The sequence below is a fragment of the Janthinobacterium sp. PC23-8 genome, assembly GCF_002250505.1.
In the GTDB taxonomy this organism is placed as follows: domain Bacteria; phylum Pseudomonadota; class Gammaproteobacteria; order Burkholderiales; family Burkholderiaceae_D; genus Janthinobacterium.
The window spans coordinates 389,323-414,748 of sequence record NZ_NJGY01000001.1; the positions used below are offsets into that span (position 1 = coordinate 389,323).

Consider the following 25,426-nt stretch of genomic DNA (forward strand, 5'->3'; position numbering starts at 1 on the left):
TGATCAGATCAGGGCGGCAGTTTTCCCAGCAGTCGCCGCTCGGCCGCCTGGCGTTGCCAGTCATCGGGCACCACAAAGCCACGCGCCGTTTCCACTTCCCAGCCGTCCACCTGCTCGACGGCCGCTACCAGCACCGGTTGCGCCGCATCGGCCACACTGGCCTGCAAGCGGACAGCATCGAATACATCCACATCGCGCCCTTTGAACGGCGCCAGCCATTGCAGTTTCGGCAGCATCACATAGCGCTCGCCGTGCAATTGCGCCGCCGTGCACCAGAAGCCGTGGTTGTGATCCGCAGCAATGCCGTCCATCGCCTGCGCCTCGCCCTCTTCATAAAACAGCCAGCCCTTGACCAGCGCCTGCGCCGCCTGCACAGGTTCATCGAGCAGCTTGACCGCTGCGGGATGGCGTGACAGTGCCAGTTGTTTGTCGATAATCTTGCGCATTTTCAGACCCAGCGTATCGGCCAGGTTGGGACCGATCAGGTGGTGAAATACGCCCGGATCAGGCGCGCCTTCGAGCAAATAGAATTTGGTGGCAAATTCCCAATGCACCAACTTGCCATTGCGCTTGAGCAGGAAGTCGAACTCGCCCACCGTATCGTTGCGGTTGACCTGCACCTGCAGACCATGGGCGTGCAGCAGGCCGTGCTGCTCGAAATAAAAGGCCAGCAGCTTTTCGGCGTACAGGCCAAGGCGGGAATAGCATTTCGCACCCAGCGCGCGATCGAGCGGCGACGGGTCTTCCTGCAGTGCGGCCAGCCAGCCGGCCATATCGGCGGTGACGGGACCCAGGCTGGCGATCTGCCCGTGCCAGTGAACACTGCGGGAGTCGAGCAGGTCGGGCGCGTCGAGCAGCCAGGCCAGCGCACGCACGTGGGGCAGGGTCAGGTGACCCCAGCGGCGCTCGTAGCGCCTCTGGCAAGTGTCAGTCTCGCGTGGCATGCGCGCCGGTCGCCAGGCACAGGTCGGCCCAGGCACGCGCCTTGGCCTGGCCGGTCTCGTCCTGCAGCAGCCTGTCGGGGTGGAACGTGGCCACCACGGACGCGCTGCCCAGCCAGCGCACCTTGCCGCGCACGGGTTTTTCACCGGCAATCAAGCCGGCGGCGGCCAGTTGCCCCAGGGTGACGATGGTGCGCGGTTGCAGCAGCGCCAGTTCACGGTCGAAATACGGCCGGCAGGCGGCCGATTCGGCGTCGGTAGGCAAGCGTTCCTGGCCGCTATCGTCGAGCGGACGGCATTTGAGCAGATGCGTGATATACACATTCTTGCCGGCATCAACCTGCATGGCCTTGAGCATATTGTCCAGCAGCAGTCCCTGCTCGCCACCGAGAGCGCGCCCTTCGCGCTCCTCGCCGCGCGACGGACTGCTGGCCACCATCAGCCACTCGGCCTGGCGGTCGCCACGCCCCATCACCACGCCTTTGCGCGTCTGGCACAGCTTGCAGCGCGTACATTTGGCCACGGCGGCGGACAAGGCATCCCAATCCATCGCCGCAATTTCGGCATCCGTGACCTGCCTGGCGGGCTTTGGTGCCGGTGCGTCGTCGAACCAGGCGGTGGAGTCGTCTGCAGCCACGGCAACGGGTTCAGGCACGGGCGCGGGCGCGGGCGCAGGCACGGGCGCGGGCGCAGGCACAGGCGCGGCAATTTCCACGGGCAACTCGGGCAAGATTTCCTCAGCCACAGCCGGCGCCGCGCCCTGGCGCAATCGCCACAGCGGGCCGACGCCCATTTCATCGAGAAAGACGGCGCTGCGGTTCATAAGGCATGCCGCATGACGATGGCGTCCTCGCGTTGTCCATTGCTGGCCGGATAATATCCCTTGCGCCGGCCGATCTGTTCAAAACCATAGCGCTGGTAAATATCGAGCGCGCGCGTGTTCGACGGGCGCACTTCCAGCAACATCGACACCATGCCATGCTGGCGCGCGCAGTGGCACGCCTGGTCCAGCAGGAAGCGGCCCAGGCCCTGGCCCTGGAGGGCGCCATCGACGGCCACGTTCAGCAGATGCGCCTCATCGACGACCAGCATCAGCAGGAAATAACCGAGCAACACACCATCCGGGTCGCGCAGCACCCAGGCCGGGTAGGCGCTGTGGAGCGAATCGACGAAGTTGCCTTGCGTCCAGGGATGCGGATAGACGCGTTGCTCCAGCGCCGCCACCTCAGGCAGGTCGCTTGCCAGCATCGGCCGGTAGTCGAGGCGCAGCAAGTCGCGCTGGCCGGCCGGCATCATGGCGCCGCCTCCGCCGCCGCTTTCTCCTGCGCTTTCTCCTCTTGCATCACCAGCCGCTCGGCGCTGGTATAGGCGATCTTGTTGCGCAGATACAGCGGCTGCGCCTCGGCGGGGCTGACAACATGACCGGCGGCAAAGGCGATGCGCGCCAGCTGAGCAATTTGCACCGCGTGCGGCATGATGGCGGCATCGGCATCGAGGGCGCAGGGCAAGCCGGCCAGCGCTTCGGCATAGGCGGCAAAACCATTGCCGCACGCCGTGACGTCGCCTTGCGGCGCCACGCCGGCAGGCGCGGTCAAGACCGGCGAGACGACGGTTTTCACGCCATCGCTCACATCATATTGCGCCCAATAGACTTCACCCATGCGGGCGTCGAGCACGGTGAGCACCTGCTGCGCGCCATGCGCTTGCCGGCAAGCGAGCGCCATGGCATCGAGCGTCACGACCGGCACCACCGGCAGCCTGGCCCCAAAGGCGAGGCCCTGGGCGATGCCGCACGCCGTGCGCACGCCGGTAAACGAGCCGGGGCCGGAGCCGTAGGCAATCGCATCGCACTCGGCCAGGGTGACGCCGGCTTCGGCCAGCAATTGCTGCACCATCGGCAAGATCGACTGGGAATGGGTACGCACGCCCGACGAGGAACGGGACAGCACGACATCGCCGCGCAGCAGGGCGCACGAGGCGAGTTCGGAAGAAGTTTCAAGGGCAAGTATGGTAGACATGGCGCGTATTTTACCCTGCCGCGCCCGCGCCAGGCATGCACAGCAGTCAGGGCGGCTATAATGGAATGCTTGATCGCTGTCATTTTTGCACAGAACACGCCGTATCCATTCTCCCTACTCTTGCCCTGGTCCGCCTCGTGAATCCACTTCTTTCCAAACTGCAACCATATCCCTTTGAAAAGCTGCGCCAGCTGTTTGCCGGCGTGACGGTCAATCCCGATTACACGCCCATCAGCCTGGGCATGGGCGAACCGAAGCACCCGACCCCAAACTTTATCGAGCAGGCGCTGATCGACAATATCAAAGGCCTGGCCAGCTATCCGACCACCATCGGCTCGGACGCGTTGCGCGGCGCGATTGCCGGCTGGCTGAAGCGCCGCTACGACATTCCCGCGCTGAACCCGGCCACGCAGATCCTGCCCGTCAACGGCTCGCGCGAGGCGCTGTTCGCGCTGGCGCAGACCGTGATCGATCCATCCGCCGGCTCGCTGGTGATCAGCCCGAACCCGTTTTACCAGATCTATGAAGGCGCGGCCTACCTGGCCGGCGCCGAACCGTATTTCGTCAATTCCGATCCGGCCCGCAACTTCGGCTGCGACTATGACAGCGTGCCGGCCGCCGTCTGGGAAAAAGTCAAACTGCTGTTCCTGTGTTCGCCGGGCAACCCGACCGGCGCCGTGCTCACCCTGACCGACTGGGAACACCTGTTCGCCCTGTCCGAACGCTACGATTTCGTGATCGCCGCCGACGAGTGCTATTCCGAGATCTATCACGGCGACACGGCGCCGCTGGGCGCGTTGCAGGCGGCCCACATGCTGGGCCTGTCAACAGTCGAGCGCCCGTATGCGCGGCTGGTGGTGTTTTCCAGCCTGTCGAAGCGCTCCAACGTGCCCGGCATGCGCTCGGGTTTTGTGGCCGGCGACGCCGAAGTGCTGAAAAAATTCCTGCTTTACCGAACCTACCACGGCGGCGCCATGAGCCCTGCCGTGCAGGCGGCCTCCATCGCGGCCTGGAACGACGAAACCCATGTCGAGGAAAATCGCGCAAAGTACCGCGCCAAGTTTGACGCCATCACCCCGCTGCTGCAAACGGTGATGGATGTGCAACTGCCCGACGCCGGCTTTTATTTGTGGGCCGACGTCAGCCGTACCGGCCTGTCCGACACCGAGTTCGCGCAGCGCCTGTACGCCGAATATAATGTGACGGTATTGCCTGGCAGTTACCTCGCGCGCGACGCGCACGGCAGCAATCCGGGCCGCAACCGCATCCGCATGGCCCTGGTGGCCGAAACGGCCGAAGGGCTGGAAGCGGCTCTGCGCATAGTAAAATTCTGCCAGCAGCTTCCCGCATCCGCAACAACCAACTAGACAAGACATCATCATGAGCCAACAACTGCAAACCATCATCGACCAGGCCTGGGAAAACCGCGCCGAGATCACTCCGCGCAACGGCGCCGCCGAACTGCGTGACGCCGTCGGCCACGTCATCAATGGCCTGGACAACGGCAGCATCCGCGTGGCCGAAAAAACCTCGGGCGACTGGGTCGTCAACCAGTGGGTCAAGAAAGCCGTGCTGCTGTCGTTCCGCCTGGAAGACAACGTCGTGCTGCCGTCCGACGGCACGATGCAGTTCTACGACAAGGTGCCGACCAAGTTCGCCAGCTACACGGCCGAAGACTTCGCCAAGGGCGGTTTCCGCGTGGTGCCGCCGGCCGTCGCCCGCCGCGGCTCGTTTATCGCCAAAAACGTGGTGCTGATGCCGTCCTACGTCAATATCGGCGCCTACGTCGATGAAGGCGCCATGGTCGACACCTGGGCCACCGTCGGCTCCTGCGCCCAGATCGGCAAGAACGTCCACCTGTCCGGCGGCGTCGGCATCGGCGGCGTGCTCGAACCCATGCAGGCGAACCCGACCATCATCGAAGACAACTGCTTTATCGGCGCCCGTTCGGAAATCGTCGAAGGCGTGATCGTCGAAGAAAACTCGGTCATCTCGATGGGCGTGTATATCGGCCAGTCGACCAAGATCTACGACCGCGCCACCGGCGAAGTGAGCTATGGCCGCGTGCCGGCCGGCTCGGTCGTGGTATCTGGCAACCTGCCTTCGGAAGACGGCAAATATTCCCTGTACTGCGCCGTGATCGTCAAGCGCGTGGACGCCAAAACCCGCGCAAAAACAGGCATCAACGAGTTGCTGCGCGGTATCTGATGCGTCGATACCTGCGTTAAAAAGGTAGAAATGTCCCGCCACGTGCGGGACATTGTCATTTTCGGATCCATTTTCTGTGCTGTTGAAAAAAGCTGTCCTATACTGTTCGGATGAACACCTCCCAGGTCCTGATCGTCGGTGCCGGCCCGACCGGTCTCATGCTCGCCTTGCGGCTGGCCCGCCATGGCGTGGCGTTTCGCATCATCGACAGCAACAGCGGCCCCGGCGAGGCGTCGCGCGCCATGGCCGTGCACGCGCGCACGCTGGAGTTTTACCAGCAGATGGGCTTTGCCGACGAACTCGTCGCGCTGGGGATCAAGATCGAAGCCATGCATCTCCACGAGGCAGGCCGGGAACTGGCCAGCCTGCCGCTGGGCGAGATCGGTACCGGGCTCAGCCCCTACCCTTTCGTGCTGAGCTTGCCGCAGGACGAACATGAACTATTCCTGATCGGCAAACTGGCGCGCGCCCACGTCGAAGTCGAGTGGCAGACCACGCTGGAGAGCTGGGTGCAGGTCGACGGCGAAGTACGGGCCACGATCACAAAACACGGCCAGCGCCAGCATGGCGTGTTCGACTATCTCTGCGGCTGCGACGGCGTGCGCAGCACCGTGCGCAGCATTGCCGGCATCGACTTTTCCGGCGGCACCTACGAGCACCGCTACTACGTGGCCGACGCCGAAGTGGCCGGCGGCAATACCGACCTGCATGTCCACCTGGGCGAGAACGCTTTTGCGCTGATGCTGCCGGTGCGCACCAGCGGCATGCAGCGCCTGATCGGCATCCTGCCCGACCGGCCCGATAACGCGCCCGCCCCCGTGTTCGACGATGTGCGCGGCGCAGTGGAAAGCTTGCTCGACGTTCAGGTCCGTCACGTCAACTGGTTTTCCAGCTACCGCGTGCATCACCGCGTCGCCACCCACTTTCGCCAGCGCCGCTGCTTCCTGCTCGGCGACGCGGCCCATGTGCATAGCCCCGTCGGCGGCCAGGGCATGAATACCGGCATCGGCGACGCCGTCAACCTGGCCTGGAAGCTGGCGAAAAAACTGCATGGCCAGGCCGGCGACACCCTGCTCGACACCTATGAAAGCGAGCGCATCGGCTTTGCCCGCAGCCTGGTCGCCACCACCGACCGCGCCTTTCGCGCCATCGTCGCGCAAGGAGTAGGTGGGCGCTTGCTGCGCCGCTGGCTGTTGCCGCACGCCCTGCCCTACCTGTCCGGCTTCGAGCCCACGCGCCGGCTGCTGTTCAAGACCGTGTCGCAAATCCAGATCAGCTATGAAGACAGCGCGCTATCGGGCGGCCATGCCGAACAGCTGCGCGGCGGCGACCGCCTGCCGTGGCTGTCCGATGGCCCGCAAGACAATTTCACGGCCCTGCGCAGCATGGACTGGCAGCTGCACATCTATGGCGAGCCGGCGCCCGAACTGCTGAACGAGGCGCGCGCCTTGAAGCTGCCCGTGCATTGCTATGCCTTCAATGCGGCCGCCAAATTGGCCGGCCTGGGCCGCGATTGCGCCTACCTGGTGCGTCCGGACGGCCATATCGCGCTGGCCATGCAATTGCAACAGAGCGGCGCCATGCGGGCGCTGGCCTTGCGGCTGGGCCTTGACTTCAGCAGCGCGATCGAGTCCAGAATGGCGCCATCGCGCAAGGTGCAACCTTGACAGAAGCTGTGTTGCAGCGCCGCATCGCCCCGCAACGACTGTATAATGGCGGCCAAACCCGCTGATCTTGCAAATGTGCAAGCGTCGCGATCAAGCAATCCGCAGTCCTTCCTGGCCCGACCCACTATGACCATCACACTCTACGGCATCCCCAACTGCGATACCGTCAAAAAAGCCCGCACCTGGCTCGCCGACCATCAGCTCGCCTTCACCTTTCACGATTTCAAGAAGCAAGGCCTGGAACGGGCCACCGCCGAACAGTGGCTGACGCAATTGCCGTGGGACCTGCTGGTCAACAGGAAAGGCACGACCTGGCGCGCCCTGTCCGACGAGCGCAAGGCGAGCATCGTTGACGCGGCCAGTGCGCTTGACCTGATGCTGGAAAATCCTTCGCTGATCAAGCGCCCCGTGCTGGACCGCGACGGCCAGTTCAGCGTGGCGTTCTCCAGCGCGCAATACACCACTCTTTTTGCCGCCTGAGCCATGACTGCCTCGAAAACCCTCGCCCTGACCGAAAAACTGATCGCGCTGTCGTCGGTCACGCCGGATGACAAGGGCTGCCAGCAGCACCTGATCGACCTGCTCACGCCGCTCGGTTTCGTCTGCGAAACCATTCAATCGAATGACGTGACGAATCTGTGGGCGCGCCGCGGCACGGCCTCGCCCGTGTTCGTGTTTGCCGGCCATACCGACGTGGTGCCAACCGGCCCGGCCGAACAGTGGGCCTCGGCGCCGTTCATTCCCACGCAACGCGACGGCAAGCTGTACGGCCGTGGCGCGGCCGACATGAAAACCTCGATCGCGGCCATGGTGGTGGCCTGCGAAGAATTTATCGCCGCCAGGCCGGATCACTCGGGTTCGATCGCGTTTTTGATCACCAGCGACGAGGAAGGCCCGGCCACTGACGGTACGGTCGTCGTCTGCGAGCAATTGAAGGCGCGTGGTGTCACCATCGATTATTGCCTGGTGGGCGAACCGACGTCGAGCGCCCAACTGGGCGACATGATCAAGAACGGCCGCCGCGGCTCGCTGTCCGGGCGGCTTGCCGTCAAGGGTATCCAGGGCCATATTGCCTATCCGCAACTGGCGAAAAACCCGATCCACGTGGCGGCGCAGGCGCTCGCCGACCTGGTGGCCGAGCGCTGGGACGAAGGCAACGAGTATTACCTGCCCACCTCGTGGCAGATGTCGAACATCCATGCCGGTACGGGCGCCAACAATGTGATACCGGGTGCGATGGTGATCGACTTCAATTTCCGTTTTTCCACCGCCAGCACCGCCGAACGATTGCAGCAGCGCGTGCATGCAATCCTCGACAAGCATGACTTTCAATATCATATCGACTGGACCCTGAGCGGCCTGCCCTTCCTGACGCCACGCGGCACGCTCTCCGATGCCTTGTCAAACGCCATCTTCGAAGAAACCGGCGTCAGCACCGAACTGTCGACTACCGGCGGCACCTCGGATGGCCGGTTTATCGCGCAGATCTGCCCTCAGGTGATAGAATTCGGGCCGCCCAATGCCAGTATTCACAAGATCGACGAGCACATCGAACTGCGCCATATCGATCCTTTGACGAATATTTACCGGCGCACGCTGGAGCATTTGCTGCCCGCCTGACTCATTACCGAGGCCCGTCAAGGCGGGCCGGAACATCGTCTTTTCGAGAATGCCATGACCCCCAATCCGTTTACCACGCCACGCGACCTGCTGCGCTACGCCACCACCCGTTTCAACACCGCCAAGCTGTTTTTCGGCCATGGCAGCGCCGAGGCCTTCGACGAAGCGGCCTACCTGATACTGCATACGTTAAAACTGCCGCTCGACAAGCTCGAACCCTTCCTGGACGCCAAGCTCTTGCAGTCGGAAGTGGCAGCCGTAATGAGCGTGATCGACCGCCGCAGCATCGACCGCGTGCCGGCCGCCTACATCACGCGCGAAGCGTGGCTGGGCACCTACAACTTCTACGTCGACGAGCGCGTGATCGTGCCGCGCTCGTTTATCGCCGAACTGATCCCTGAATACTTTGCGCCCTGGGTGCCAGAACCGGAATCGGTGGAAAACATCCTGGAACTGTGCACCGGCTCCGGTTGCCTGTCCATCATGATGGCCGACGCCTTCCCGAGCGCCACCGTGGACGCGGTCGATATTTCCGCCGACGCGCTGGCCGTGGCCAGGCGCAATGTCGACACCTACAAGCTCGCTGACCGTATCAAGCTGATCGAGTCCGACCTGTACGCCAACGTACCGGCCAAGAAATACAATCTGATCGTCAGCAACCCGCCGTACGTCAATTCGCAATCGATGCGTTCGTTGCCACAGGAATACCTGGCCGAGCCGCAGATCGCTTTGGACGGCGGCAGCGACGGCATGGAGCTGGTACGCAAAATCATCGCCGGCGCCGCCGAGCGCCTGACCGACGACGGCATTTTGATGATCGAGATCGGCAACGAGCGCGCCTACGCCGAAGCGGCATTTGGCGAACTGGGCCTGACCTGGCTGACCACCAGCGCCGGCGACGACATGGTGTTTTTGCTGACGGCCGAGCAGCTCAAGTTAGCATAAGCGCTGGCGCAAGCGGCGCGGCGCCTTAATTTCCAATACAAAGAAAAAAATGATACGTTTCTTACAAGTAAGCCTGATGCGCGGCATCAAACCGTTGCTCGAACAAGTCGACGTCACCCTCAACCCGGGCGACAAGATCGGCCTGATCGGCGCCAATGGCGCGGGCAAATCGAGCCTGTTCGCCATGATGCGCGGCGAGCTGCACCCTGACCAGGGCGAGATCGATTTCCCGGCCAAATGGCGCGTGGCTTACGTGGCGCAGGAAACCCCGCCGCTGGACCGTGCCGCGCTCGACTACGCCATCGACGGCGACGCCACCTTGCGCAAATTGGAAGCGGAACTGGCGCACCTGGAATCCCAGCCGGAAAGCACCGAAAACGGCATCGCCATCGGCAATATGTACAGCGCGCTGGCCGACGCCGACGCCTACACGGTACAGTCGCGCGGCGAGCAATTGCTGCTGGGCCTGGGCTTCACCCTGGACCAGATGCAGCAACCGGTGGCCAGCTTCTCGGGTGGCTGGCGCATGCGGCTGAACCTGGCGCAAGCGCTGATGTGCCCGTCCGACCTGCTGCTGCTCGATGAACCGACCAATCACCTGGATCTGGATGCCATCATCTGGCTCGAAGACTGGCTCAAGCGCTACGCCGGCACTTTATTGATCATTTCCCACGATCGCGACTTCCTCGACGAAGTGGTCAACGTGGTGGTGCATATCGACGAGCGCAAGCTCAAACGCTATTCGGGCAACTATTCGAGCTTCGAGCGCCAGCGCGCGGCGCAGATGATCCTGGCCGCCGGCGCGCTGGAAAAGCAGCAGCGCAAGCGTGCCCACCTGGAGTCGTTCGTGAACCGCTTCAAGGCGCAGGCTTCCAAGGCCCGCCAGGCACAAAGCCGCATGAAGGCACTGGCCAAGATGGAAGAGCTGGCGCCGTTGCGCGCCGCCGCCGAGTTCTCGTTCGAATTCCGCGAGCCGCTGAGCGCGCCGAACCCGCTCTTGGTGATGGAAGACGTCGATGCAGGCTACAAGATCGAAAACGAAGCGACCGGCGAAGTCACGCATAAAACCATCGTCAACGGCATCAAGTTTTCGCTGCAGATCGGCCAGCGCATCGGTTTGCTGGGCCAGAACGGCGCCGGCAAATCAACCCTGATCAAGACCATCGCCGGCGAACTGATGCCCCTGACGGGCGACGCCACCATGGGCAAGGGCCTGAACATCGGTTACTTCGCCCAGCACCAGGTGGAAATGCTGCGCCATGACGAGTCGCCGCTGTGGCACTTGTCGAAGATCGCGCCGACCACGCGCGAACAGGAACTGCGCAACTTCCTGGGCGGCTTCAACTTCCCCGGCAATATGGTCACCGCCTCGATCGCGCCGTTTTCGGGCGGCGAAAAAGCCCGCCTGGCGCTGGCCCTGATCGTCTGGCAACGGCCAAATTTGCTGCTGCTCGATGAACCGACCAATCACCTGGACCTGGAAACGCGAGAAGCACTGACAGAGGCGCTGGCACAGTTCGAAGGCACTTTGGTGGTGGTCTCGCACGATCGCCATCTGCTGCGCGCCACCACCGACGAGTTCATCATCGTCGCCGACGGCAAGCTGCAGCCGTTCGACGGTGACCTGGACGACTACAAGGACTGGCTGTTCAAGACCAAGCTGGGCAAGGGCACCGACGTGTTGCCGGCGGCCGGCAAGGCCAACAAGACGGACTTCCCGGTGACGTCGTCTGTCGCTTCGCCGGTGGCCGCTGCCGCGCCGGTGCGCGACAAGCGCAAGGAAGCCGAGGAGCGCCAGAAAGCGGCGGCCTTGCGCAAGCCGATCGAAAACAAGCTCAAGCGCCAGGAAGAGCAGATCGCCAAGCGCAATGCGCAAAAGGCGGAAACCGAAGCCAAGCTGGGCGAGCCGGGCATCTATGACGCGGCCAACAAGGCCAAGCTGAAGCAGTTGCTGGCCGACCAGACCTTCTTCAACAAGGATCTGGCGCAGCTCGAAGCGGAATGGCTGGAGCTGCAGGATCAGCTGGAAAAACTGGGGGCTTAAGCAATAAACCAAAGACGGCGCAAGCCGTCTTAGGCCGCCTGCACTGGATGGGTGGGGCGAATCGCCATCAGCCGGTCGATATCGAGCAGGATCAGACGCCGTCCCGCTGCCAGCCCCAGGCCGATCAGATAGTCCGCCTCCACCGTGCCCAGGCCCGGCAACGGATGGATATTTCCATTCCCCAGGCTGACGATGTCGCCCACTTCGTCGACCAGCATGCCCATCACGCAGCTGCTCAGTTGCAAGATGATCACGTCGAGCTGCGGATCGGGGGCCTGATTGCTCAGGCCGAAGGCGGCGCGCATGTCGACGATGGGGATGATCATGCCGCGCGAAACGGCCACGCCATGCAATAGCGCCCCTTCCGACGAAAAACGGTCCAGCTCCCTGAACGGGCGCAATTCGCGCACGCGGCCATAGGGCAGGCCATAGTCGAGTCCGCCAAGGCGAAAGCTCAGGTAGTCCGCCGTTTGCTCGGCACAGGGCATGGTGGTGGGCTGCATGGGCGTCCTCTCAACGTTCGGCGCGCGGGCCTGCGCGAAAAGCCCATGCTAAGCAACTGGCCAGCGCGGGCGTTGTGGAACGTCAAATTGCTCGTAGGACACTTCCAGCAAGGGCTGGCTTCCTTGCGCCAGCACAGGGCGGCGCCCTGTTTCGCTTACAATGAACACCTTTTGAATCCCGGACAGGCCATGCAACACCTCGTCAATCCCGCCGAAGTCGAATTTTCCGCCATCCGCGCCCAGGGGCCGGGTGGACAGAACGTCAACAAGGTGTCGAGCGCCATCCACCTGCGCTTTCCGATTGCCGCCTCGTCGCTGCCCGACGCATGCAAGGAGCGCTTGCTGGCCCTGCGCGACAGCCGCATCAGCAAGGACGGCGTACTGGTATTGAAGGCGCAGCAATCGCGCAGCCAGGAACAGAACAAGGAAGAGGCCTTGCGCCGGCTGCAGGAAATCATCGATAGCGTGACCTGCCTGCCGGCCGTGCGGCGCGCCACCAAGCCCACGCGCGGCTCGCAGCGGCGGCGCCTGGACAGCAAGAGCACGCACAGCGCCCTCAAGCAGTCGCGCGGTAAAGTCACCGATTAAAGGGCTCCGAGCGGCGGTGGAGTGTAGGTCCAGTCCAGGCTGCCGCTGCTGTCGGCAAACACATTCTCCGTGACCGGTATCGCACTGTGCAGCAGGGCCTTGATTTCCTTCGGCGCCAGGTCATACACCTTGGCCTGCCCGGGCGGCGCCACCATCGAGCGCACGATGGTGTCGCCATCGACCAGGTCCAGCACGCAGCGCGACTGGCCGGCCGTCGCCGCGCGCTGCGCGCGGCTCTCCTCGGCCAGCGCCAGCATCTGCGCCTGCAGGATTTCCGACTGTTTCACTTCCACCCGCAGCCGCGCCACTTCCTTGAGCACCGGCGCGATGCGGGCCGCCAGCTTGTCGTACGGCGCCTGCTGGGCTGGCTGCAGCACCAGCTCGCCGCGCCGCAGCTGGCCGGCCAGGGCCAGGTAGCTGCGCACCTCGGGCAGTTGCGCGATGGCATCGATCTCCTGCTGGCGCTTGCGCTGCATTTGCTCATACTGCGCCGCGCGGGCCACGCTGTCGGCGATTTTCTGCTCCAGCAGCGCCAGGTCCGGCACCAGTGGAAAGGCGCGCATTTCAATTTGCTTGCGCGCCCCGGCGCTGCCGATGCGGATGGTGCGCGCCGCCACCGCGCAACCGAGCGCCATCTCGATGACGATTTCATCGGCGATGATGTCACAATTGCTGGCATGGTCAATCACCACGCGCGTGCCGGAAATGACACAGCTTTCGGCGCGCCGCAAGCGCACTTCGCCCTGGCGCGCCTGGATCACGGCGCCGGACGCCACGCCATCGACGCGGATGTCGCCCTGCTCGCTGACGGCCGTGCCGCCGACCAGGTTGCTGTGCAATAAAATTGTGCCACCATAGGAGTGCAGGCGACCGTACACGTGTCCGTGGATGGTGATGTCGCTGCCGTCGAGCTCGCGTTGCTCCTGCACCTCGCCGTATTCTTCATAGGCGGCGCGCAACTTCAGGTTGCCCGTGGTGCGGCTGCTGACCCCTTCGCGGCTGACAATCTTGTTACCGATGGAAATTTTGCCCTGCTCGTCGATATTCAGATAGCCGTCCATGGCGGCCACCAGGAACTCGCCCTCGCTGTAGCGCTCGACCGTGGTGCCCTCGCCGGCCACCGTGGCCAGTTCGACTTCCAGCGGCGGCGGCGGTGGCAACACGGCGCCGTCGAGCGCATGACCGGGCAGCCCCGGTACCGACGGCAGCTTGTACAGCAAACGCGCATGCTTTTTGACTTGCGGGAAACGGTTCTTGAAGCTGAGCAGGTCGAGCCTGCCGTTCGAGCGCTCGCGTGGCGCGTCGTTGCGATGGATGCCTTGCGACACTTCCACCAGCTGGGCGTCACGCCCCGGCTGGGGCGGCAGCGCGCGCGCCACCGTGATGCGCTCGGCCTTGCCGGAAGCGATCATGGCGCGCACGACGCCGCTGTCGATACCGTAAAACACACCCGTGGCCCACAGCGCGGCGACCATTTCGTCGAAATCGCGCGCCACCGGCACACGGCTGTCCTCGCTCGACGGCACTGCTTCGAAATAGCAATCGGCCACCTCGCCGCTGACCTTGATATGTTCGTACAGTTCGCGCCGCAGCGGCGAAAATGGCGCCACCCCCGCAGCGATACGCACCACGGCTTCGCCCTTGGGCGCGGTGCGCGGCCCCGGCGCGTGGTACAAGGTCATCTGGAAAAGAGGATAGTCGATGCCGGCGAGCAGCATGCCTGACCGGAACAGCTGGTCGACAGCCGCACGCAGCTGTTCCGGCGCCAGCGACAAGTCGAAGAATATCCCTTCCTTGCGCTGCAGCAAGCCCGGCGCAAAGCTGCCAGCTTCGATGGCGCCGGGCACTGGTGTCTCTTCATTACTCACTGCGCCCCCCAATAGTGAAACTGTTCACGTTGCACTGGAACAATATCACGGGGAGGCCCGGCGTGCGTGCCGGCGGGATCGTGGAAACAAAAAAAATCAGGCGCCATGCGCGCCAGCAAGCGGCGCAGCCCTGCTTTTAGCGGCGCGGTGGATTGGAATAGATATCCTGGCCCGCTTCATTGATCTGGCGGCGCAGGTCGCGCCGCTCGTCGGCTGTCATGCGGCCGGTGCGGCGGGCCGCATCGCTGCCTTCGCCAGCGCGGCGCTGCTCTTCCACGCGCGTGTCGAAACTGCGGGCCTCACGTTGTTCGCGCAGTCGGTTATCATTGCCGCGCTGCGGCTGTTCGAAGCGCTGCGACTGCATCTGCTGCTGGTCGTCACGGCGCGGTGGCTGCTGCGACTGTGCCTGCGCAACGCCACAGGCCAATACCGTGCACAGGACGAACGAAGACAGCACGTGCACGGCATGTACGGACGCTGATGCGCCGGGAGCGGGGTGAATTTTTTGGCTGACGATATTCATTGAGTTCCTCTTCCGCGATGCCGAACATAAAGCGCAATTCCACTGTGGCCCCAGTGTATGATGCTTTACACGGTGCAGTAAGAGTAATTGGGTAAAGTTTGTAACAGTATGTAATGGGTTGCGCCAGCCACTTGCCCATGCCGCGCCAGGCGTTACTATAGCGACTAATTATAAGATAACACGACCCCCAAAATGACCACAACTTCCACTTCCGGCAGCAGTGCCACAACGCAAAATATCCATGGCCACCAAGCGAAGATCATGGTGGTTGATGACGATGTGCGCTTGCGCGACCTGCTGCGCCGCTACCTGACCGAACAGGGCTTCAACGTCTTCACGGCCGAGAGCGCCACCGCCATGAACAAACTGTGGCTGCGCGAACGCTATGACCTGCTGGTGCTCGACCTGATGCTGCCTGGCGAAGACGGCCTGTCGATCTGCCGCCGCCTGCGCGGCGCCGGCGACCAGACGCCGATCATCATGTTGACGGCCAAGGGCGAAGACGTGGACCGCATCGTCGGCCTGGAAATGGGCGCCGACGATTATTTGCCAAAACCGTTCAATCCACGCGAACTGGTGGCGCGCATCGGCGCCGTGCTGCGCCGCAAGGGTCCCGACGAAATTCCGGGCGCGCCGTCGGAAACGCCGCAAACCTTCGAATTCGGCGACTTCGTGCTGGACCTGGGCACGCGCACCCTGAAGAAAAAAGGCGAGACGGTGCCATTGACCACAGGCGAATTTTCCGTACTGAAAGTATTTGCCCGTCATGCGCGCCAGCCGCTGTCACGCGAAAAACTGATGGAACTGGCGCGCGGACGCGAGTACGAAGTGTTCGACCGCAGCCTGGACGTGCAGATCTCGCGCCTGCGCAAACTGATCGAACCCGATCCGTCGAGCCCGCTGTTTATCCAAACGGTGTGGGGCCTGGGCTATGTTTTCATTCCGGACGGACAGCCGCGCTGATCGCTGGCGAGGCTAGATGAAACTTGTTCCCCAACTCAGCCTTGCGCGGCTGAAAAGCGGCCTGTTCTGGCGCACGTTTTTGTTGCTCGGCACCCTGACTACCGTCAGCATGATTTCCTGGATCGGCATGATTTCCGTGATCCAGCGCGAACCGCAGGCGCAGCAGATTTCCGCGCAGGTCATTTCGGTGGTCACCATCACGCACGCGGCGCTGACCCACTCGGCGCCCGAGTTGCGCCGCGAGCTGCTGTTCGACCTGGTCAGCAACGAAGGCATCCGCATCTTCCCGCTGGAGGAAGACGACCGCATCGATCCGCCGCCCGACAATTATCTGATGCCCGATATCGAAGCGCTGGTCAAGGCCAAGCTGGGCCAGGACACGCGCTTTTCCGCGCGCGTCAACGGCGTGGCCGGCTTCTGGGTCAGCTTCAAGATCGACGACGACGAATACTGGCTGATGCTCGACCGCGAGCGCCTGCGCGGCCTGACCGGCTTCCAGTGGCTGGGCTGGGCCAGCCTGGTGTCGCTGCTGTCACTGATCGGCGCGGCCATCATTTCCAGCCTGATCAACCTGCCGCTGTCGCGCCTGACGGTGGCCGCGCGCGCCATCGCCCAGGGCAAGCAGCCGGCGCCGCTGCCGGAAAAAGGCCCGATCGAAATCATCGAGGCCAACCGCAGTTTCAACCAGATGGTCGACGACCTGAAACAGGTGGAGTCCGACCGCGCCGTGATCCTGGCCGGCATCTCGCACGACCTGCGCACGCCGCTGGCGCGCATGCAGCTGGAAGTGGAAATGGCCAACCTGTCCGACGAGGCGCGCGACGGCATTCAGTCCGATATCGGCCAGATGGACGACATCATCGGCCAGTTCCTCGACTACGCCAAGCCGACCGAAGCGTCGAGCTTCACCGAGGTCGACCTGAGCGGTTTGCTGACCGATATGGCGCGCGAAACCATGCGCCTGCCTGACGTAAGAATTAGCACCGCGATTGCCGGCGATGCGCATGTGATGGGCAACCCGACCGACTTGCGCCGCGTGCTGAACAATCTGGTCGAAAATGCGCGCCGCTATGCCAGGACGCCGGGCAGCGAATTCACCGAACTCGACATCAGCTGCCAGCTCAGGGGCAGCGGCGCCGCGCGGCGCGTGATCATCGACGTGCAGGACCACGGCCCCGGCGTGCCGGTGGAAAAGATCGAGCAGATGTTAAAGCCATTTACCCGGCTGGACACGGCGCGCGGCCAGGCAAATGGCGCAGGGTTGGGCCTGGCGATCGTCGAGCGCGTGCTGCTGCGCCATGGCGCCGAGCTGCAGGTGCGCAACCGCGCCGGTGGCGGGCTGGCGTTCCAGATCAGTTTGCCGGCGGCGTGACCAGCAATTTGCTCATCAACAATTCCGTCGCGCCATAGCCGTACAAGGAATCGCTTTCCAGCCCCGGCGTATCGAACGGCACGGATTCTTCGCGGTCCAGCTTGGCCGGATCAAAGTCGGCGTAGGTGGCGCGCCAGGCGCGCTGCAAGGACTCATTGCGGCGGATAAACGAGGGCATCGGCCATTCATCGCGCTGCCAGTGTTCGCTGTCGCCGAGCATGGTCCAGCGCTCGTTCAGCAGGGCCATGTCGCCGGTGCGCAAGCGACGCAAGGCCTGTTCCGGCCGCAGTGTGTCCAGTTCGGCCAGCGACGGCAGCGCATCGCGTTTCGGGCCGAACATATAGGCCAGCATGATGCGCCCTGCCGGCGCCCGGCGCGCCACCACGCCGACGGCATGCCCTCCACCCGGCAAGGGCACGGCAAACCAGCTGCCTTCGCGGTATGGTAAAGACTTCATCACTGTACACTCCCAAAATCGTATTCCGGGCACAGTCTACGCGAGCCCTCACTTCCACGGCGCATGGTACGCAGCCGCCAAGGCCTACTGAACCTTGTCGTCGTAGTGATATTGCGCCACGATCGGTCCCGCCTTGAACAGCGCTTCCTTCATTTCCTTGTCCAGCCGCGCATCGCGCCGGCGCATCCATTCGAACAGCATGGCCGCTTCGCGCCGGCTGGTGTCGCCCGCATGGGCCAGCACGCGGCGCAGTTCAGGGTCGGTGCAGGCCTCGAGACGCTGGCTGTTGAGGTCCAGCGCCTGCAGCGCGGCGACCAGGGCGCCAATGGCGCGGTGCATGTCCAGTGCGGTGGCCGGCAGGCCCGATTCTTCCAGGGGTAAAAACGACATGCGATTTCCTTTGTGTGCGTCGGCCAGGCGGGTCAACATGCGCTGCATTTTCCACCGCACGCGCGAAAATCTCAAGCGGCAAACACGCGTGCGGCCATCATCGTCCATAATCAGGCCTGGAACCTCATCAGCATCAGGAGCGCCATGTTCAATTTCGACTTCTACAATCCCACCCAGATCCTGTTCGGCCAGGGCCAGATCGCCGCCATCGGCAAGCTGATACCGCCCGAGGCCAGAGTGCTGATGACCTATGGCGGCGGCAGCATCAAGCAGAACGGCGTCTACGATGAAGTGCGCGCCGCGCTGGCCGGCCACACGGTGCTCGAATTTGCCGGCATCGAACCGAACCCCAGCTATGAAACCCTGATGCAAGCGGTGGCACTGGTAAAAAGCGAAGGCATCGATTTCCTGCTCGGCGTCGGCGGCGGCTCGGTGGTCGACGGCACCAAGTTCATCGCCGCAGCCGCCCTGCGCGACGGCGAAGCGTGGGACATCCTGCAAAAAGGCGGCAAGATCATCGACGCCGCCCTGCCCTTCGGCACCGTGCTGACCCTGCCCGCCACCGGTTCCGAAATGAATGGCTCGGCCGTCATCACGCGCAAGGCGACGCAGGAAAAACGCTCGTTCATGAGCCGCAAGGTGTACCCGCAATTTTCCGTGCTCGACCCGTCAAAAACGTTTACCTTGCCGCTGCGCCAGGTCGGCAACGGCGTCGTCGATGCGTTTGCCCACGTGATGGAGCAATACCTGACGGCCCCCGTCAACGCTTCGGTGCAGGACCGCTTTGCCGAAGGCATCCTGCTGACGCTGATCGAGGAAGGCCCGAAGGCGCTGTCGCACCCGGACGACTACGACGTGCGCGCCAACGTGATGTGGTGCGCCACCCTGGCCCTGAACGGCCTGATCGGCGTGGGTGTGCCGCAGGACTGGTCCACGCACGCCATCGGCCATGAACTGACGGCCCTGTATGAACTCGACCATGCGCAGACGCTGGCCGTGATCCTGCCCAGCATGCTGCGCGTGCGCAAGCAGGCCAAGCGCGCCAAGCTGCTGCAGTACGCGGCCCGCGTGTGGGGCCTTGATGGCGGCGACGAGGACGGCCGCATCGAAACGGCAATCGCGCGCACCGAGTATTTCTTCCGCCATATGGGCGTCAGGACGCGCCTGGCCGACTATGGCCTGGACCACGCCAGCGTCGACGCCGTGCTTGCCGCACTGGAAGCGCACGGCATGACGGCGCTTGGCGAACAGGGCGAAGTAACGCTGGCCGTCAGCCGCAAGGTGCTGGAACTGAGCTTGTAGCGTCACTGCACGGTGTTGTAAAACCGTCAGCCCCGCAGACAGGGGGTGACGCTTCATGCTAAGCTGTCGGCTCGCTAGGGGTCCTGGAGCAGTCATCCGGGTGAGAGATACCCTTCGTACCTGATCTGGATAATGCCAGCGAAGGGAAAGCGCAAAGTACCTCCCCCTTTGATAGCTCCTGCGCTGGCGCCAGCCGAACAAGCAGCCTGCCGTTGATAAAACGGCTTGAACCACGAGCAATCATGTCCACACCGAATCTGTCTGTCTCCATCCTGACCCTGGCCATCGCGCAAGCGTTTGCCGCGCCCGTTTTTGCCGATGACGCCGTTGATGCCGCTGATGCACCAAGCATGGCCGAAGTGATCGTTACCGCCAGCAAGGCACCCGCCGCCCAGCGCGCCTCGGTGGGCGGCTTTTCCGATGCACCGCTGCTGCAAACGCCGGCCGCCGTCACCGTCATTTCGCAGCAAACCATGCAGGACCTGCAGATCCGCAATACCAGCGACGCCGTGCGTTTGGATGCCAGCATCAACGACGCCTACAACGCCGTCGGCTATGCCGAGCAGTTCTCGATCCGCGGCTTCAAGCTCGACAACAATTCCAGCTACCGCAAGGATGGCATTGCGATCCCCGGCGACACGCAAATCCCGCTGGAAAACAAGGAGCGCATCGAAGTATTGAAAGGCCTGGCCGGTCTGCAGGCCGGCATGGCCGCGCCGGGCGGCGTGATCGACTTTATCGTCAAGCGCCCCACCAATACGCCACTGCGCACGGTCACCGTCGAAGCGCGCGAACGCGGCACGCTGTACGGCGCGGTCGACCTGGGCGGACGCCTGGACGACCCGCGCTTCGGCTACCGCATCAACGTGGCGGCCGAGCGCCTGCGTTCTTACGTCAAGGGCGCCGACGGCAACCGCAAATTCATCTCCGGCGCCTTCGACTGGCAGATTTCGCCACAGGCCCTGCTGCAGCTCGATCTTGATTACCAGGACAAATCGCAGATCACCGCGCCCGGTTTTCAACTGCTGAACAATACCACCCTGCCCACCGGCGTGCGCGCCGACACCCTGCTCAACCTGCAGCCTTGGACGCGCCCGGTCGAGACCATCACCAGCAACCTCGGCCTGCGCTTTGAATATGCGTTCGACGACATCTGGCACGCCACCCTGAGCGCCAACCAGCACTCGTTCAAGCGCGACGACTATACGGCGTTTCCGTATGGCTGCAGCACGCAGGAACTGTTTCCCGGCTTCTGCGGCAATGGCGACTACGATGTCTACGACTACCGCAGCCTGGGCGAAACCAAGAAGCCCTTGAGCGCGCAAGCCATGATCCAGGGCAAGTTCGCCACAGGCAGCCTGCGCCATGAATTGACGGCGGGCGTGGCCACCTTCCACCGCAAGGACCGCGCCGGCCGCTATGTGTACGACTACGCCGGCACCAGCAATATCTACAAGCCCGTCATCGTGCCCCTCTCGAACGGCGTGCAAGGCCCGGTGCGCGAGACGCGCAATGACAAGGAAAACTCGGTCTTCGTGCAGGACATTGTGACCCTGGCACCGAACTGGAAGCTGCATGCGGGCCTGCGCCATATCGATGTCGACGGTTTCCAGTATGTGCTCAAAGCCGACCCGGGCGTGGCCGAAGTGCGCGCCAAACATGCTTTCCTGCTGCCCAACGTGGCGCTGGTGTACAACCCGCTGGACAACCTGGCCGTCTACGGCGCCTACTCGCAGGGCATGGAGCACGGCGGCACGGCCGACCGCAAGGCGCAGAACGCGAACGAGGAACTGTCGCCGAGCCGCTCGAAGCAGATCGAGTTCGGCGTGAAAGCCGAGCTCACGCCGGAGCTGATGGTCGCCGCCAGCCTGTTCCAGATCCGCAAGGGCCTGGAATTCCAGAACGCCAATAACGTTTTCGTGCGCGCCGGCCAGGCCCAGCACCGCGGCCTGGAACTGTCGGCGCAAGGCAAGGCCAGCCGCGACCTCCATATCGGCGTCTCGGTCACGGCCCTGAACAGCCAGCAATCGAACACGGGTCTAGCCTCGCTCGACGGCAAGCGCGTGCCGAACGTGCCGGCCTTCAAGAGCGCCGTCAACCTCGATTACCGCGTGCCGCAGGTGGCGGGTCTGTCGGTGAACGGCAGCTGGGAGTATTCGGGCAAGAAAGCGTTCGAGTTCAACAATAACACCTTCGTGCCGTCGTATCACGTGGCCAACCTGGGCGCCGCTTATATCACGCGCCTGGCCGGCAAGCAGGCCGTGCTGCGCGCCGCCGTCAACAATGTGTTCGACAAGTTCTACTGGCGCGACGTGACGCCCGAATCCGACGGCTACCTGTTCCCGGGCGCCAGCCGCACGTTGAAAGTGTCGGCGCAGTTCGACTTTTAAGCGCTGGCCAGCAGCGCATCGAGCAGCGGCGCGGTTTGCACCAGCCGCTGCGCCAAGCTGCCGTGCAGCACATGATGAGCAATCCCGCGCGCCGCCAGTTCATCGAGCAATTGACGGTAGATCAGCTGACGCACGGCTTCCGACTCGCGCTGCAAGCCGTCCGCCACCCACGGCGTATCGGGCGCCGTCACCAATGTCAAATCATAGTGCGTACTGGCGGCCAGCGCCGCCAGTGGGGCGTCTTCGCCGCCAAAATAATGGCGGCTGTACAGCACCGTCATCAAGGGCGTGGTATCGCAAATGAGCACGCCATGCGCAGCATCACTCGCTTCACGCTCGCGCGCGAGCTGGGTGCTGGCAATGAAAAACTGGTCCTGCGCCAGCGGCACCCTGCCCTGCGTCTCGACAAATTCGCGCAAGTATTCGGGCACCCACACGGTACCCAGGCGCTCGGCCAGGGCCGCGGCCAGGGTCGATTTGCCAGACGATTCGGCCCCCAGTATGGCAACCCGCAACAAGGCAGCCTTCACTTGAGGACCATCGCGTCCGGCGCGGCCGGCGCCGCCTTTTTCCAGGCCAGCAGGCCGATCATCGCCATCGCCACGAACACCGCGTACAGCACGGCCGTGAGCATCAGGTGCTTGTGGACATACAAGACCACGTACAGGATATCGACCACGATCCAGACGATCCAGTTCTCGATCTTCTTGCGCGACAGCAGCAACTGGCCCAGCAGGCTACCGGCCGTCAAAAAGCCGTCGGCATGCGGCACGTCGGTATCGGTGGAGGTCAGCAGCCAGGAAATCAGGAGGAAACCGATCAGCCAGGCCGCGCCGCTGCCCAGCCAGCCGCGCGGCGTGAGCCAGGTGACGGGCAAGACCGGCGCGCCGCTTGTCGGATGCAGCCACTGATACCAGCCCCAGCTTGATATGGCGATAAACAGCAGTTGCAAGCCCATGTCGCCATACAGGCGCGAGTCGAAAAACACAAACCCGTAAGCGGCCGACGAGATGATGGCAAACAGCCAGGCCCAGTGATTCTGGCCAATATTGAGCGCGACGGTGATCAAGGCCAGGACAAAGGAAATCAGTTCGAGCGGCGTGGTGGCAAAACCCAGCAGGAAAAGCGTATCGTTCATGAGAGTGGGGATGAGGCTGGTGGTGCAGTATGCAATACCAGGCCTGAATAAGCAAGAATCGCCCCCCCTGTGCCGGACTTACCGGACTTACCGAAACCCGCTGCGTGCCGCCCGCGTCAGCGTGTACCGAACGATCAGCTTGTGGAAGGGCCGTATCAGCATGAGGTAGGCGCGTCCCAGCCAATTATGACAGTGCACGGCGCTGGCCAGGGTCAGGCTGCCATGCGCGCCGCCCTGCGCGCTGCGCAGCATCGACAGGCGAAAGTCCAGGTGGCTGTCATCCTCGCCGACGATAATCTCGTTGGCCGTGACGGCGTAGATGCGGAAGATGCCCACCCGTCCACCGCCGCCCTTGGTCAACTCGGTCGCGGTCTTGATGCCGAAGCGCGCCACGATGGCGTCGCGCAGCACCATCAGCTTTTGCGCCCAGCCGGGCTGGCTGCCAAACACCACGTTGGCCAGGCGCTCCATGTCCATGCCGGCCGCCTGCGCGTTCGGCAAGGCGACGACATAGGCGTCGGCCAGGTCGCTGCCCGGATACAGCGGCGCGATGGCCGCTTGCGGCGGCAAGGCTGCCTTGCGCGCCTTGAGTGTGATTGCTTGCATGGTGGCCTCATGTGTAGAGAGAATGTGCTCACAACTGACATGGTGATGATACACATAAGCCAGGCACTGTAAACTGTGATAACTTATGAAACTGGCGCGGCAGAATGACACAAATAGCGCGCCGCCGCGAGCGCCGGCTGGTCGCTGGGCCACGGCTACGTGATGCTGCTGCTGAGCGGGCGGCAAGGAACTGTCGCCAGCGCTGGTGCCAGGGTTTTTCCAGCTGCCGGCAGCGGCACTGACGCCAGCACCGCTGACCTGCATCCTGTCCATCGTCGTCAGGCGTTAGCCGGATCTGCAATGGATGCCTCCATCAAATGCCACGTCACGTCGTCATCTGGCAAGGCCAGCAACCAATCGCGGCGCGGTTGCGGGAACGGCGCGCCCTGGGTAAGCCACGCCTGGCGCCAGGACTGGTTGACGATGGCCTGCAGAGGATGGTCGGCCGCTACCCACGGTTGCCAGACGCCGCTGACCGGACACGCTTGCCCGCAAGCGCAGCTCAACAATGGCTCGGGCCGCGCCACTTCGCGCAGCAAACCGCGTGCGGCGCGCGGTTCCACCGCGCCATGGTTATGCCGTATCGTCAGGCAATGCTCCCATGTCACGGGGCCATAACGGACCGTGCCAGCAGCATTGAGCACGCCGAAATGGCGGAATTCTTCACCTTTGCGCAGCAGCCGGGCCGGCTCCGTCAAGCCCTGCCCACCGGCGGGTTGCCAGTACGCCGAAAATGGCGCAGTCGGCGCGTCGCTGTGCAAGCCGGTGGACCGCAGCGCATAGTCGGCGGCCAGGAAATACGGTTTTTGTAACAGCGAGGCGGCGCTTGGCTGCGGGATGGCGGGTGGCGGGCGCACGCCCTTGGCAGCATGCAGCAAGGTATCCCTGTCGCCATTCCAGGGCGGCAGATCGGCGGGGGGCAGCGGCAATACCTTGTCCAGATTAGGAAAGCGCGCATTGGGATTGAATCCCAGTTCACGATTAAGTACACCATAACGTTCTGCACGTGCTTTATCAATATATGGAACCAGCATGTTTGCAAGATCAAATGGATCTCCGAATTCAATCTCCAGTTTGTTTGCGCATTTTCCGCAGCCTAATGCTACTCCCTTGTGTAAGACTTTAAGAGCAAGTGCTTTGGTTTCTAGCGTACGCGGACCACTAACTCTCCCCGTGGCCGTTCTGGGGGACGCATACATATAAGAAAGATTATATGCAACCGGCCCATTTCCTTGGGAAAATGCACATTCCATCATTTTTATTGCGACAGGAATATTAGCCCAATACCCTGCACCCTCATTTGCAGGTCCAACATTTAATTTATCTGCCAAAAATTCCATCGCTTGAGGATTACCCATCTGCGCCGCCTTTTGCCAGAAGGCATAAGCGCGAGTGATGTCGCCGTCAACGCCGGTGCTGTTCGCATAATACGTTCCCATCCGATCATACGCGGCCGGTATCCCGAGCCGCATCGCCTTTTCCACCAGTTGAACCGCCTCTTCATTACCGTATAAGGGATCGCGCCCTTCCACATACAGGCTGGCCAGATTGAGCATCGCCTTCCAGTGCAATCGCTCCGCCGCCCGATGTGTCAGATCGACAATTTTGTTGTAATCGCGATCTTCCACGAAAATTTCAGGATCTTCCAAGGCGCGTGCTTCGAGGAACCAGTCCTCGGCTTGCGCATCGATGGGCGGCACCTTGCTTGCCTCGGTTTCACAGATAAAATCCGCAACGTGGGGATTGAATAATGGCAAGCTTTGGTTGCGTGGCAAGACTTCTTTTTTGTCGTTAGGCATTTTGCAGGCGATTAAAGAAATATTCAGGAATACTGCCAAGATAAAAAATGACAGGAGAAGGGAGAAGTTTTTAAAATTTTTCAT

The 25,426-nt window shown here is 63.0% G+C and carries 25 protein-coding genes and 1 riboswitch; of the genes, 12 read left to right on the forward strand and 13 right to left on the reverse strand.

From position 1 onward, the window contains the following. Window positions 1–8 precede the first annotated feature (8 nt). From CD932_RS01745 to tsaB, 4 genes are read right to left on the reverse strand one after another with little or no spacing between them, the layout of a single operon-like run. Entirely contained in the window at window positions 9–944 is a 936-nt protein-coding gene (locus CD932_RS01745; RefSeq protein WP_094441133.1) for a DUF1853 family protein, read from the reverse strand. Further along, window positions 928–1,764 (reverse strand): uracil-DNA glycosylase family protein, encoded by an 837-nt coding sequence (locus CD932_RS01750; RefSeq protein ID WP_094441134.1) that lies wholly within the window; start codon window positions 1,762–1,764, stop codon window positions 928–930. Before CD932_RS01750 ends, CD932_RS01745 begins: the two co-directional genes overlap by 17 nt. Next, window positions 1,761–2,237: a ribosomal protein S18-alanine N-acetyltransferase gene (gene rimI / locus CD932_RS01755; RefSeq protein ID WP_094441135.1), complete on the reverse strand. Its 477-nt coding sequence runs from the start codon at window positions 2,235–2,237 to the stop codon at window positions 1,761–1,763. Before rimI ends, CD932_RS01750 begins: the two co-directional genes overlap by 4 nt. Continuing rightward, the gene (gene tsaB / locus CD932_RS01760) at window positions 2,234–2,959 is read right to left on the reverse strand and encodes a tRNA (adenosine(37)-N6)-threonylcarbamoyltransferase complex dimerization subunit type 1 TsaB (RefSeq protein WP_094441136.1); all 726 of its coding nucleotides are present in this window, start codon (window positions 2,957–2,959) and stop codon (window positions 2,234–2,236) included. The genes rimI and tsaB overlap by 4 nt, the downstream gene beginning before the upstream one ends. Before the next feature lie 137 nt (window positions 2,960–3,096). Here tsaB and dapC point away from each other — a divergent pair, with 137 nt between their 5' ends. The 7 genes from dapC to CD932_RS01795 all read left to right on the forward strand — a co-directional run bounded on the left by dapC (window position 3,097) and on the right by CD932_RS01795 (window position 11,443). Then, on the forward strand, window positions 3,097–4,326 hold the full coding sequence (dapC, locus tag CD932_RS01765) for a succinyldiaminopimelate transaminase (RefSeq protein WP_094441137.1): 1,230 nt from the start codon (window positions 3,097–3,099) through the stop codon (window positions 4,324–4,326). Between the two features lie 13 nt (window positions 4,327–4,339). Further along, window positions 4,340–5,167: a 2,3,4,5-tetrahydropyridine-2,6-dicarboxylate N-succinyltransferase gene (gene dapD, locus CD932_RS01770; protein ID WP_094441138.1), complete on the forward strand. Its 828-nt coding sequence runs from the start codon at window positions 4,340–4,342 to the stop codon at window positions 5,165–5,167. Window positions 5,168–5,277: 110 nt separating this feature from the next. Next, window positions 5,278–6,834 carry an FAD-dependent monooxygenase gene (locus tag CD932_RS01775; protein WP_094441139.1) on the forward strand — a complete coding sequence of 519 codons (1,557 nt, stop codon included), beginning with the start codon at window positions 5,278–5,280 and terminating at the stop codon, window positions 6,832–6,834. A 126-nt stretch (window positions 6,835–6,960) separates the two neighbouring features. Beyond that, the gene (locus CD932_RS01780) at window positions 6,961–7,314 is read left to right on the forward strand and encodes an ArsC family reductase (protein ID WP_094441140.1); all 354 of its coding nucleotides are present in this window, start codon (window positions 6,961–6,963) and stop codon (window positions 7,312–7,314) included. A 3-nt stretch (window positions 7,315–7,317) separates the two neighbouring features. After that, window positions 7,318–8,454: a succinyl-diaminopimelate desuccinylase gene (gene dapE, locus CD932_RS01785; protein WP_094441141.1), complete on the forward strand. Its 1,137-nt coding sequence runs from the start codon at window positions 7,318–7,320 to the stop codon at window positions 8,452–8,454. Between the two features lie 54 nt (window positions 8,455–8,508). Then, the gene (gene prmB / locus CD932_RS01790; RefSeq protein WP_094441142.1) at window positions 8,509–9,399 is read left to right on the forward strand and encodes a 50S ribosomal protein L3 N(5)-glutamine methyltransferase; all 891 of its coding nucleotides are present in this window, start codon (window positions 8,509–8,511) and stop codon (window positions 9,397–9,399) included. 49 nt (window positions 9,400–9,448) lie between these two features. Then, a complete protein-coding gene (locus tag CD932_RS01795; protein ID WP_094441143.1) occupies window positions 9,449–11,443 on the forward strand; it encodes an ATP-binding cassette domain-containing protein in 1,995 nt (664 codons plus the stop codon). Between the two features lie 29 nt (window positions 11,444–11,472). Here the strand turns inward: CD932_RS01795 and CD932_RS01800 are convergent, their stop codons facing one another. Beyond that, complete coding sequence (locus CD932_RS01800; protein ID WP_094441144.1) at window positions 11,473–11,946, reverse strand: chemotaxis protein CheW; 474 nt, start codon at window positions 11,944–11,946, stop codon at window positions 11,473–11,475. 189 nt (window positions 11,947–12,135) lie between these two features. Between CD932_RS01800 and arfB the strand changes: the two genes are divergently transcribed. Then, window positions 12,136–12,534, forward strand: coding sequence for an alternative ribosome rescue aminoacyl-tRNA hydrolase ArfB (gene arfB / locus CD932_RS01805; RefSeq protein WP_094443390.1), 399 nt, complete (start codon window positions 12,136–12,138; stop codon window positions 12,532–12,534). Here arfB and CD932_RS01810 read toward each other — a convergent pair. Further along, window positions 12,531–14,402 carry a flagellar assembly protein A gene (locus CD932_RS01810; protein WP_141213147.1) on the reverse strand — a complete coding sequence of 624 codons (1,872 nt, stop codon included), beginning with the start codon at window positions 14,400–14,402 and terminating at the stop codon, window positions 12,531–12,533. The two genes, arfB and CD932_RS01810, sit on opposite strands and share 4 nt — an antisense overlap. A 136-nt stretch (window positions 14,403–14,538) precedes the next feature. Continuing rightward, window positions 14,539–14,925: a hypothetical protein gene (locus tag CD932_RS01815; RefSeq protein WP_254926422.1), complete on the reverse strand. Its 387-nt coding sequence runs from the start codon at window positions 14,923–14,925 to the stop codon at window positions 14,539–14,541. Window positions 14,926–15,186: 261 nt separating this feature from the next. Here CD932_RS01815 and ompR point away from each other — a divergent pair, with 261 nt between their 5' ends. After that, complete coding sequence (gene ompR / locus CD932_RS01820) at window positions 15,187–15,888, forward strand: two-component system response regulator OmpR (RefSeq protein WP_254926594.1); 702 nt, start codon at window positions 15,187–15,189, stop codon at window positions 15,886–15,888. Window positions 15,889–15,904: 16 nt separating this feature from the next. Continuing rightward, window positions 15,905–17,260: a sensor histidine kinase gene (locus tag CD932_RS01825; protein ID WP_094441147.1), complete on the forward strand. Its 1,356-nt coding sequence runs from the start codon at window positions 15,905–15,907 to the stop codon at window positions 17,258–17,260. Here CD932_RS01825 and CD932_RS01830 read toward each other — a convergent pair. Then, window positions 17,241–17,717, reverse strand: coding sequence for an Imm26 family immunity protein (locus CD932_RS01830; RefSeq protein ID WP_094441148.1), 477 nt, complete (start codon window positions 17,715–17,717; stop codon window positions 17,241–17,243). The two genes, CD932_RS01825 and CD932_RS01830, sit on opposite strands and share 20 nt — an antisense overlap. Before the next feature lie 84 nt (window positions 17,718–17,801). After that, a complete protein-coding gene (locus CD932_RS01835) occupies window positions 17,802–18,107 on the reverse strand; it encodes a hypothetical protein (protein WP_094443392.1) in 306 nt (101 codons plus the stop codon). A gap of 144 nt (window positions 18,108–18,251) precedes the next feature. Between CD932_RS01835 and CD932_RS01840 the strand changes: the two genes are divergently transcribed. Together CD932_RS01840 and CD932_RS01845 are read left to right on the forward strand one after the other, a co-directional pair. Further along, on the forward strand, window positions 18,252–19,409 hold the full coding sequence (locus CD932_RS01840; protein ID WP_094441149.1) for an iron-containing alcohol dehydrogenase: 1,158 nt from the start codon (window positions 18,252–18,254) through the stop codon (window positions 19,407–19,409). A gap of 66 nt (window positions 19,410–19,475) precedes the next feature. Then, window positions 19,476–19,574: riboswitch (TPP riboswitch) on the forward strand. Between the two features lie 77 nt (window positions 19,575–19,651). Continuing rightward, complete coding sequence (locus tag CD932_RS01845) at window positions 19,652–21,799, forward strand: TonB-dependent siderophore receptor (RefSeq protein ID WP_094441150.1); 2,148 nt, start codon at window positions 19,652–19,654, stop codon at window positions 21,797–21,799. Here CD932_RS01845 and CD932_RS01850 read toward each other — a convergent pair. The 4 genes from CD932_RS01850 to CD932_RS27990 form a co-directional block, all read right to left on the reverse strand. Next, window positions 21,796–22,317, reverse strand: a complete 522-nt coding sequence (locus CD932_RS01850; protein ID WP_254926423.1) for an AAA family ATPase — start codon at window positions 22,315–22,317, stop codon at window positions 21,796–21,798. The two genes, CD932_RS01845 and CD932_RS01850, sit on opposite strands and share 4 nt — an antisense overlap. An 8-nt stretch (window positions 22,318–22,325) precedes the next feature. Continuing rightward, complete coding sequence (pnuC, locus tag CD932_RS01855) at window positions 22,326–22,937, reverse strand: nicotinamide riboside transporter PnuC (protein WP_094441152.1); 612 nt, start codon at window positions 22,935–22,937, stop codon at window positions 22,326–22,328. 87 nt (window positions 22,938–23,024) lie between these two features. Next, window positions 23,025–23,543, reverse strand: coding sequence for a DUF2867 domain-containing protein (locus tag CD932_RS01860; RefSeq protein ID WP_094441153.1), 519 nt, complete (start codon window positions 23,541–23,543; stop codon window positions 23,025–23,027). Between the two features lie 278 nt (window positions 23,544–23,821). Next, on the reverse strand, window positions 23,822–25,426 hold the full coding sequence (locus CD932_RS27990) for a tetratricopeptide repeat protein (protein ID WP_141213148.1): 1,605 nt from the start codon (window positions 25,424–25,426) through the stop codon (window positions 23,822–23,824).

What these genes read in the sequence shown, in the direction of transcription:
- CD932_RS01835 (WP_094443392.1), bottom strand. Translation starts at nt 18,107, where the DNA reads ATGTCGTTTTTACCCCTGGAAGAATCGGGCCTGCCGGCCACCGCACTG.
- CD932_RS27990 (WP_141213148.1), bottom strand. Translation starts at nt 25,426, where the DNA reads ATGAAAAATTTTAAAAACTTCTCCCTTCTCCTGTCATTTTTTATCTTG.
- CD932_RS01815 (WP_254926422.1), bottom strand. Translation starts at nt 14,925, where the DNA reads ATGAATATCGTCAGCCAAAAAATTCACCCCGCTCCCGGCGCATCAGCG.
- dapD (WP_094441138.1), top strand. Translation starts at nt 4,340, where the DNA reads ATGAGCCAACAACTGCAAACCATCATCGACCAGGCCTGGGAAAACCGC.
- CD932_RS01780 (WP_094441140.1), top strand. Translation starts at nt 6,961, where the DNA reads ATGACCATCACACTCTACGGCATCCCCAACTGCGATACCGTCAAAAAA.
- pnuC (WP_094441152.1), bottom strand. Translation starts at nt 22,937, where the DNA reads ATGAACGATACGCTTTTCCTGCTGGGTTTTGCCACCACGCCGCTCGAA.
- CD932_RS01800 (WP_094441144.1), bottom strand. Translation starts at nt 11,946, where the DNA reads ATGCAGCCCACCACCATGCCCTGTGCCGAGCAAACGGCGGACTACCTG.
- dapE (WP_094441141.1), top strand. Translation starts at nt 7,318, where the DNA reads ATGACTGCCTCGAAAACCCTCGCCCTGACCGAAAAACTGATCGCGCTG.
- CD932_RS01775 (WP_094441139.1), top strand. Translation starts at nt 5,278, where the DNA reads ATGAACACCTCCCAGGTCCTGATCGTCGGTGCCGGCCCGACCGGTCTC.
- CD932_RS01860 (WP_094441153.1), bottom strand. Translation starts at nt 23,543, where the DNA reads ATGCAAGCAATCACACTCAAGGCGCGCAAGGCAGCCTTGCCGCCGCAA.
- CD932_RS01845 (WP_094441150.1), top strand. Translation starts at nt 19,652, where the DNA reads ATGTCCACACCGAATCTGTCTGTCTCCATCCTGACCCTGGCCATCGCG.
- arfB (WP_094443390.1), top strand. Translation starts at nt 12,136, where the DNA reads ATGCAACACCTCGTCAATCCCGCCGAAGTCGAATTTTCCGCCATCCGC.
- CD932_RS01830 (WP_094441148.1), bottom strand. Translation starts at nt 17,717, where the DNA reads ATGAAGTCTTTACCATACCGCGAAGGCAGCTGGTTTGCCGTGCCCTTG.
- CD932_RS01840 (WP_094441149.1), top strand. Translation starts at nt 18,252, where the DNA reads ATGTTCAATTTCGACTTCTACAATCCCACCCAGATCCTGTTCGGCCAG.
- prmB (WP_094441142.1), top strand. Translation starts at nt 8,509, where the DNA reads ATGACCCCCAATCCGTTTACCACGCCACGCGACCTGCTGCGCTACGCC.
- CD932_RS01795 (WP_094441143.1), top strand. Translation starts at nt 9,449, where the DNA reads ATGATACGTTTCTTACAAGTAAGCCTGATGCGCGGCATCAAACCGTTG.
- CD932_RS01825 (WP_094441147.1), top strand. Translation starts at nt 15,905, where the DNA reads ATGAAACTTGTTCCCCAACTCAGCCTTGCGCGGCTGAAAAGCGGCCTG.
- ompR (WP_254926594.1), top strand. Translation starts at nt 15,187, where the DNA reads ATGGTGGTTGATGACGATGTGCGCTTGCGCGACCTGCTGCGCCGCTAC.
- CD932_RS01745 (WP_094441133.1), bottom strand. Translation starts at nt 944, where the DNA reads ATGCCACGCGAGACTGACACTTGCCAGAGGCGCTACGAGCGCCGCTGG.
- CD932_RS01750 (WP_094441134.1), bottom strand. Translation starts at nt 1,764, where the DNA reads ATGAACCGCAGCGCCGTCTTTCTCGATGAAATGGGCGTCGGCCCGCTG.
- rimI (WP_094441135.1), bottom strand. Translation starts at nt 2,237, where the DNA reads ATGATGCCGGCCGGCCAGCGCGACTTGCTGCGCCTCGACTACCGGCCG.
- tsaB (WP_094441136.1), bottom strand. Translation starts at nt 2,959, where the DNA reads ATGTCTACCATACTTGCCCTTGAAACTTCTTCCGAACTCGCCTCGTGC.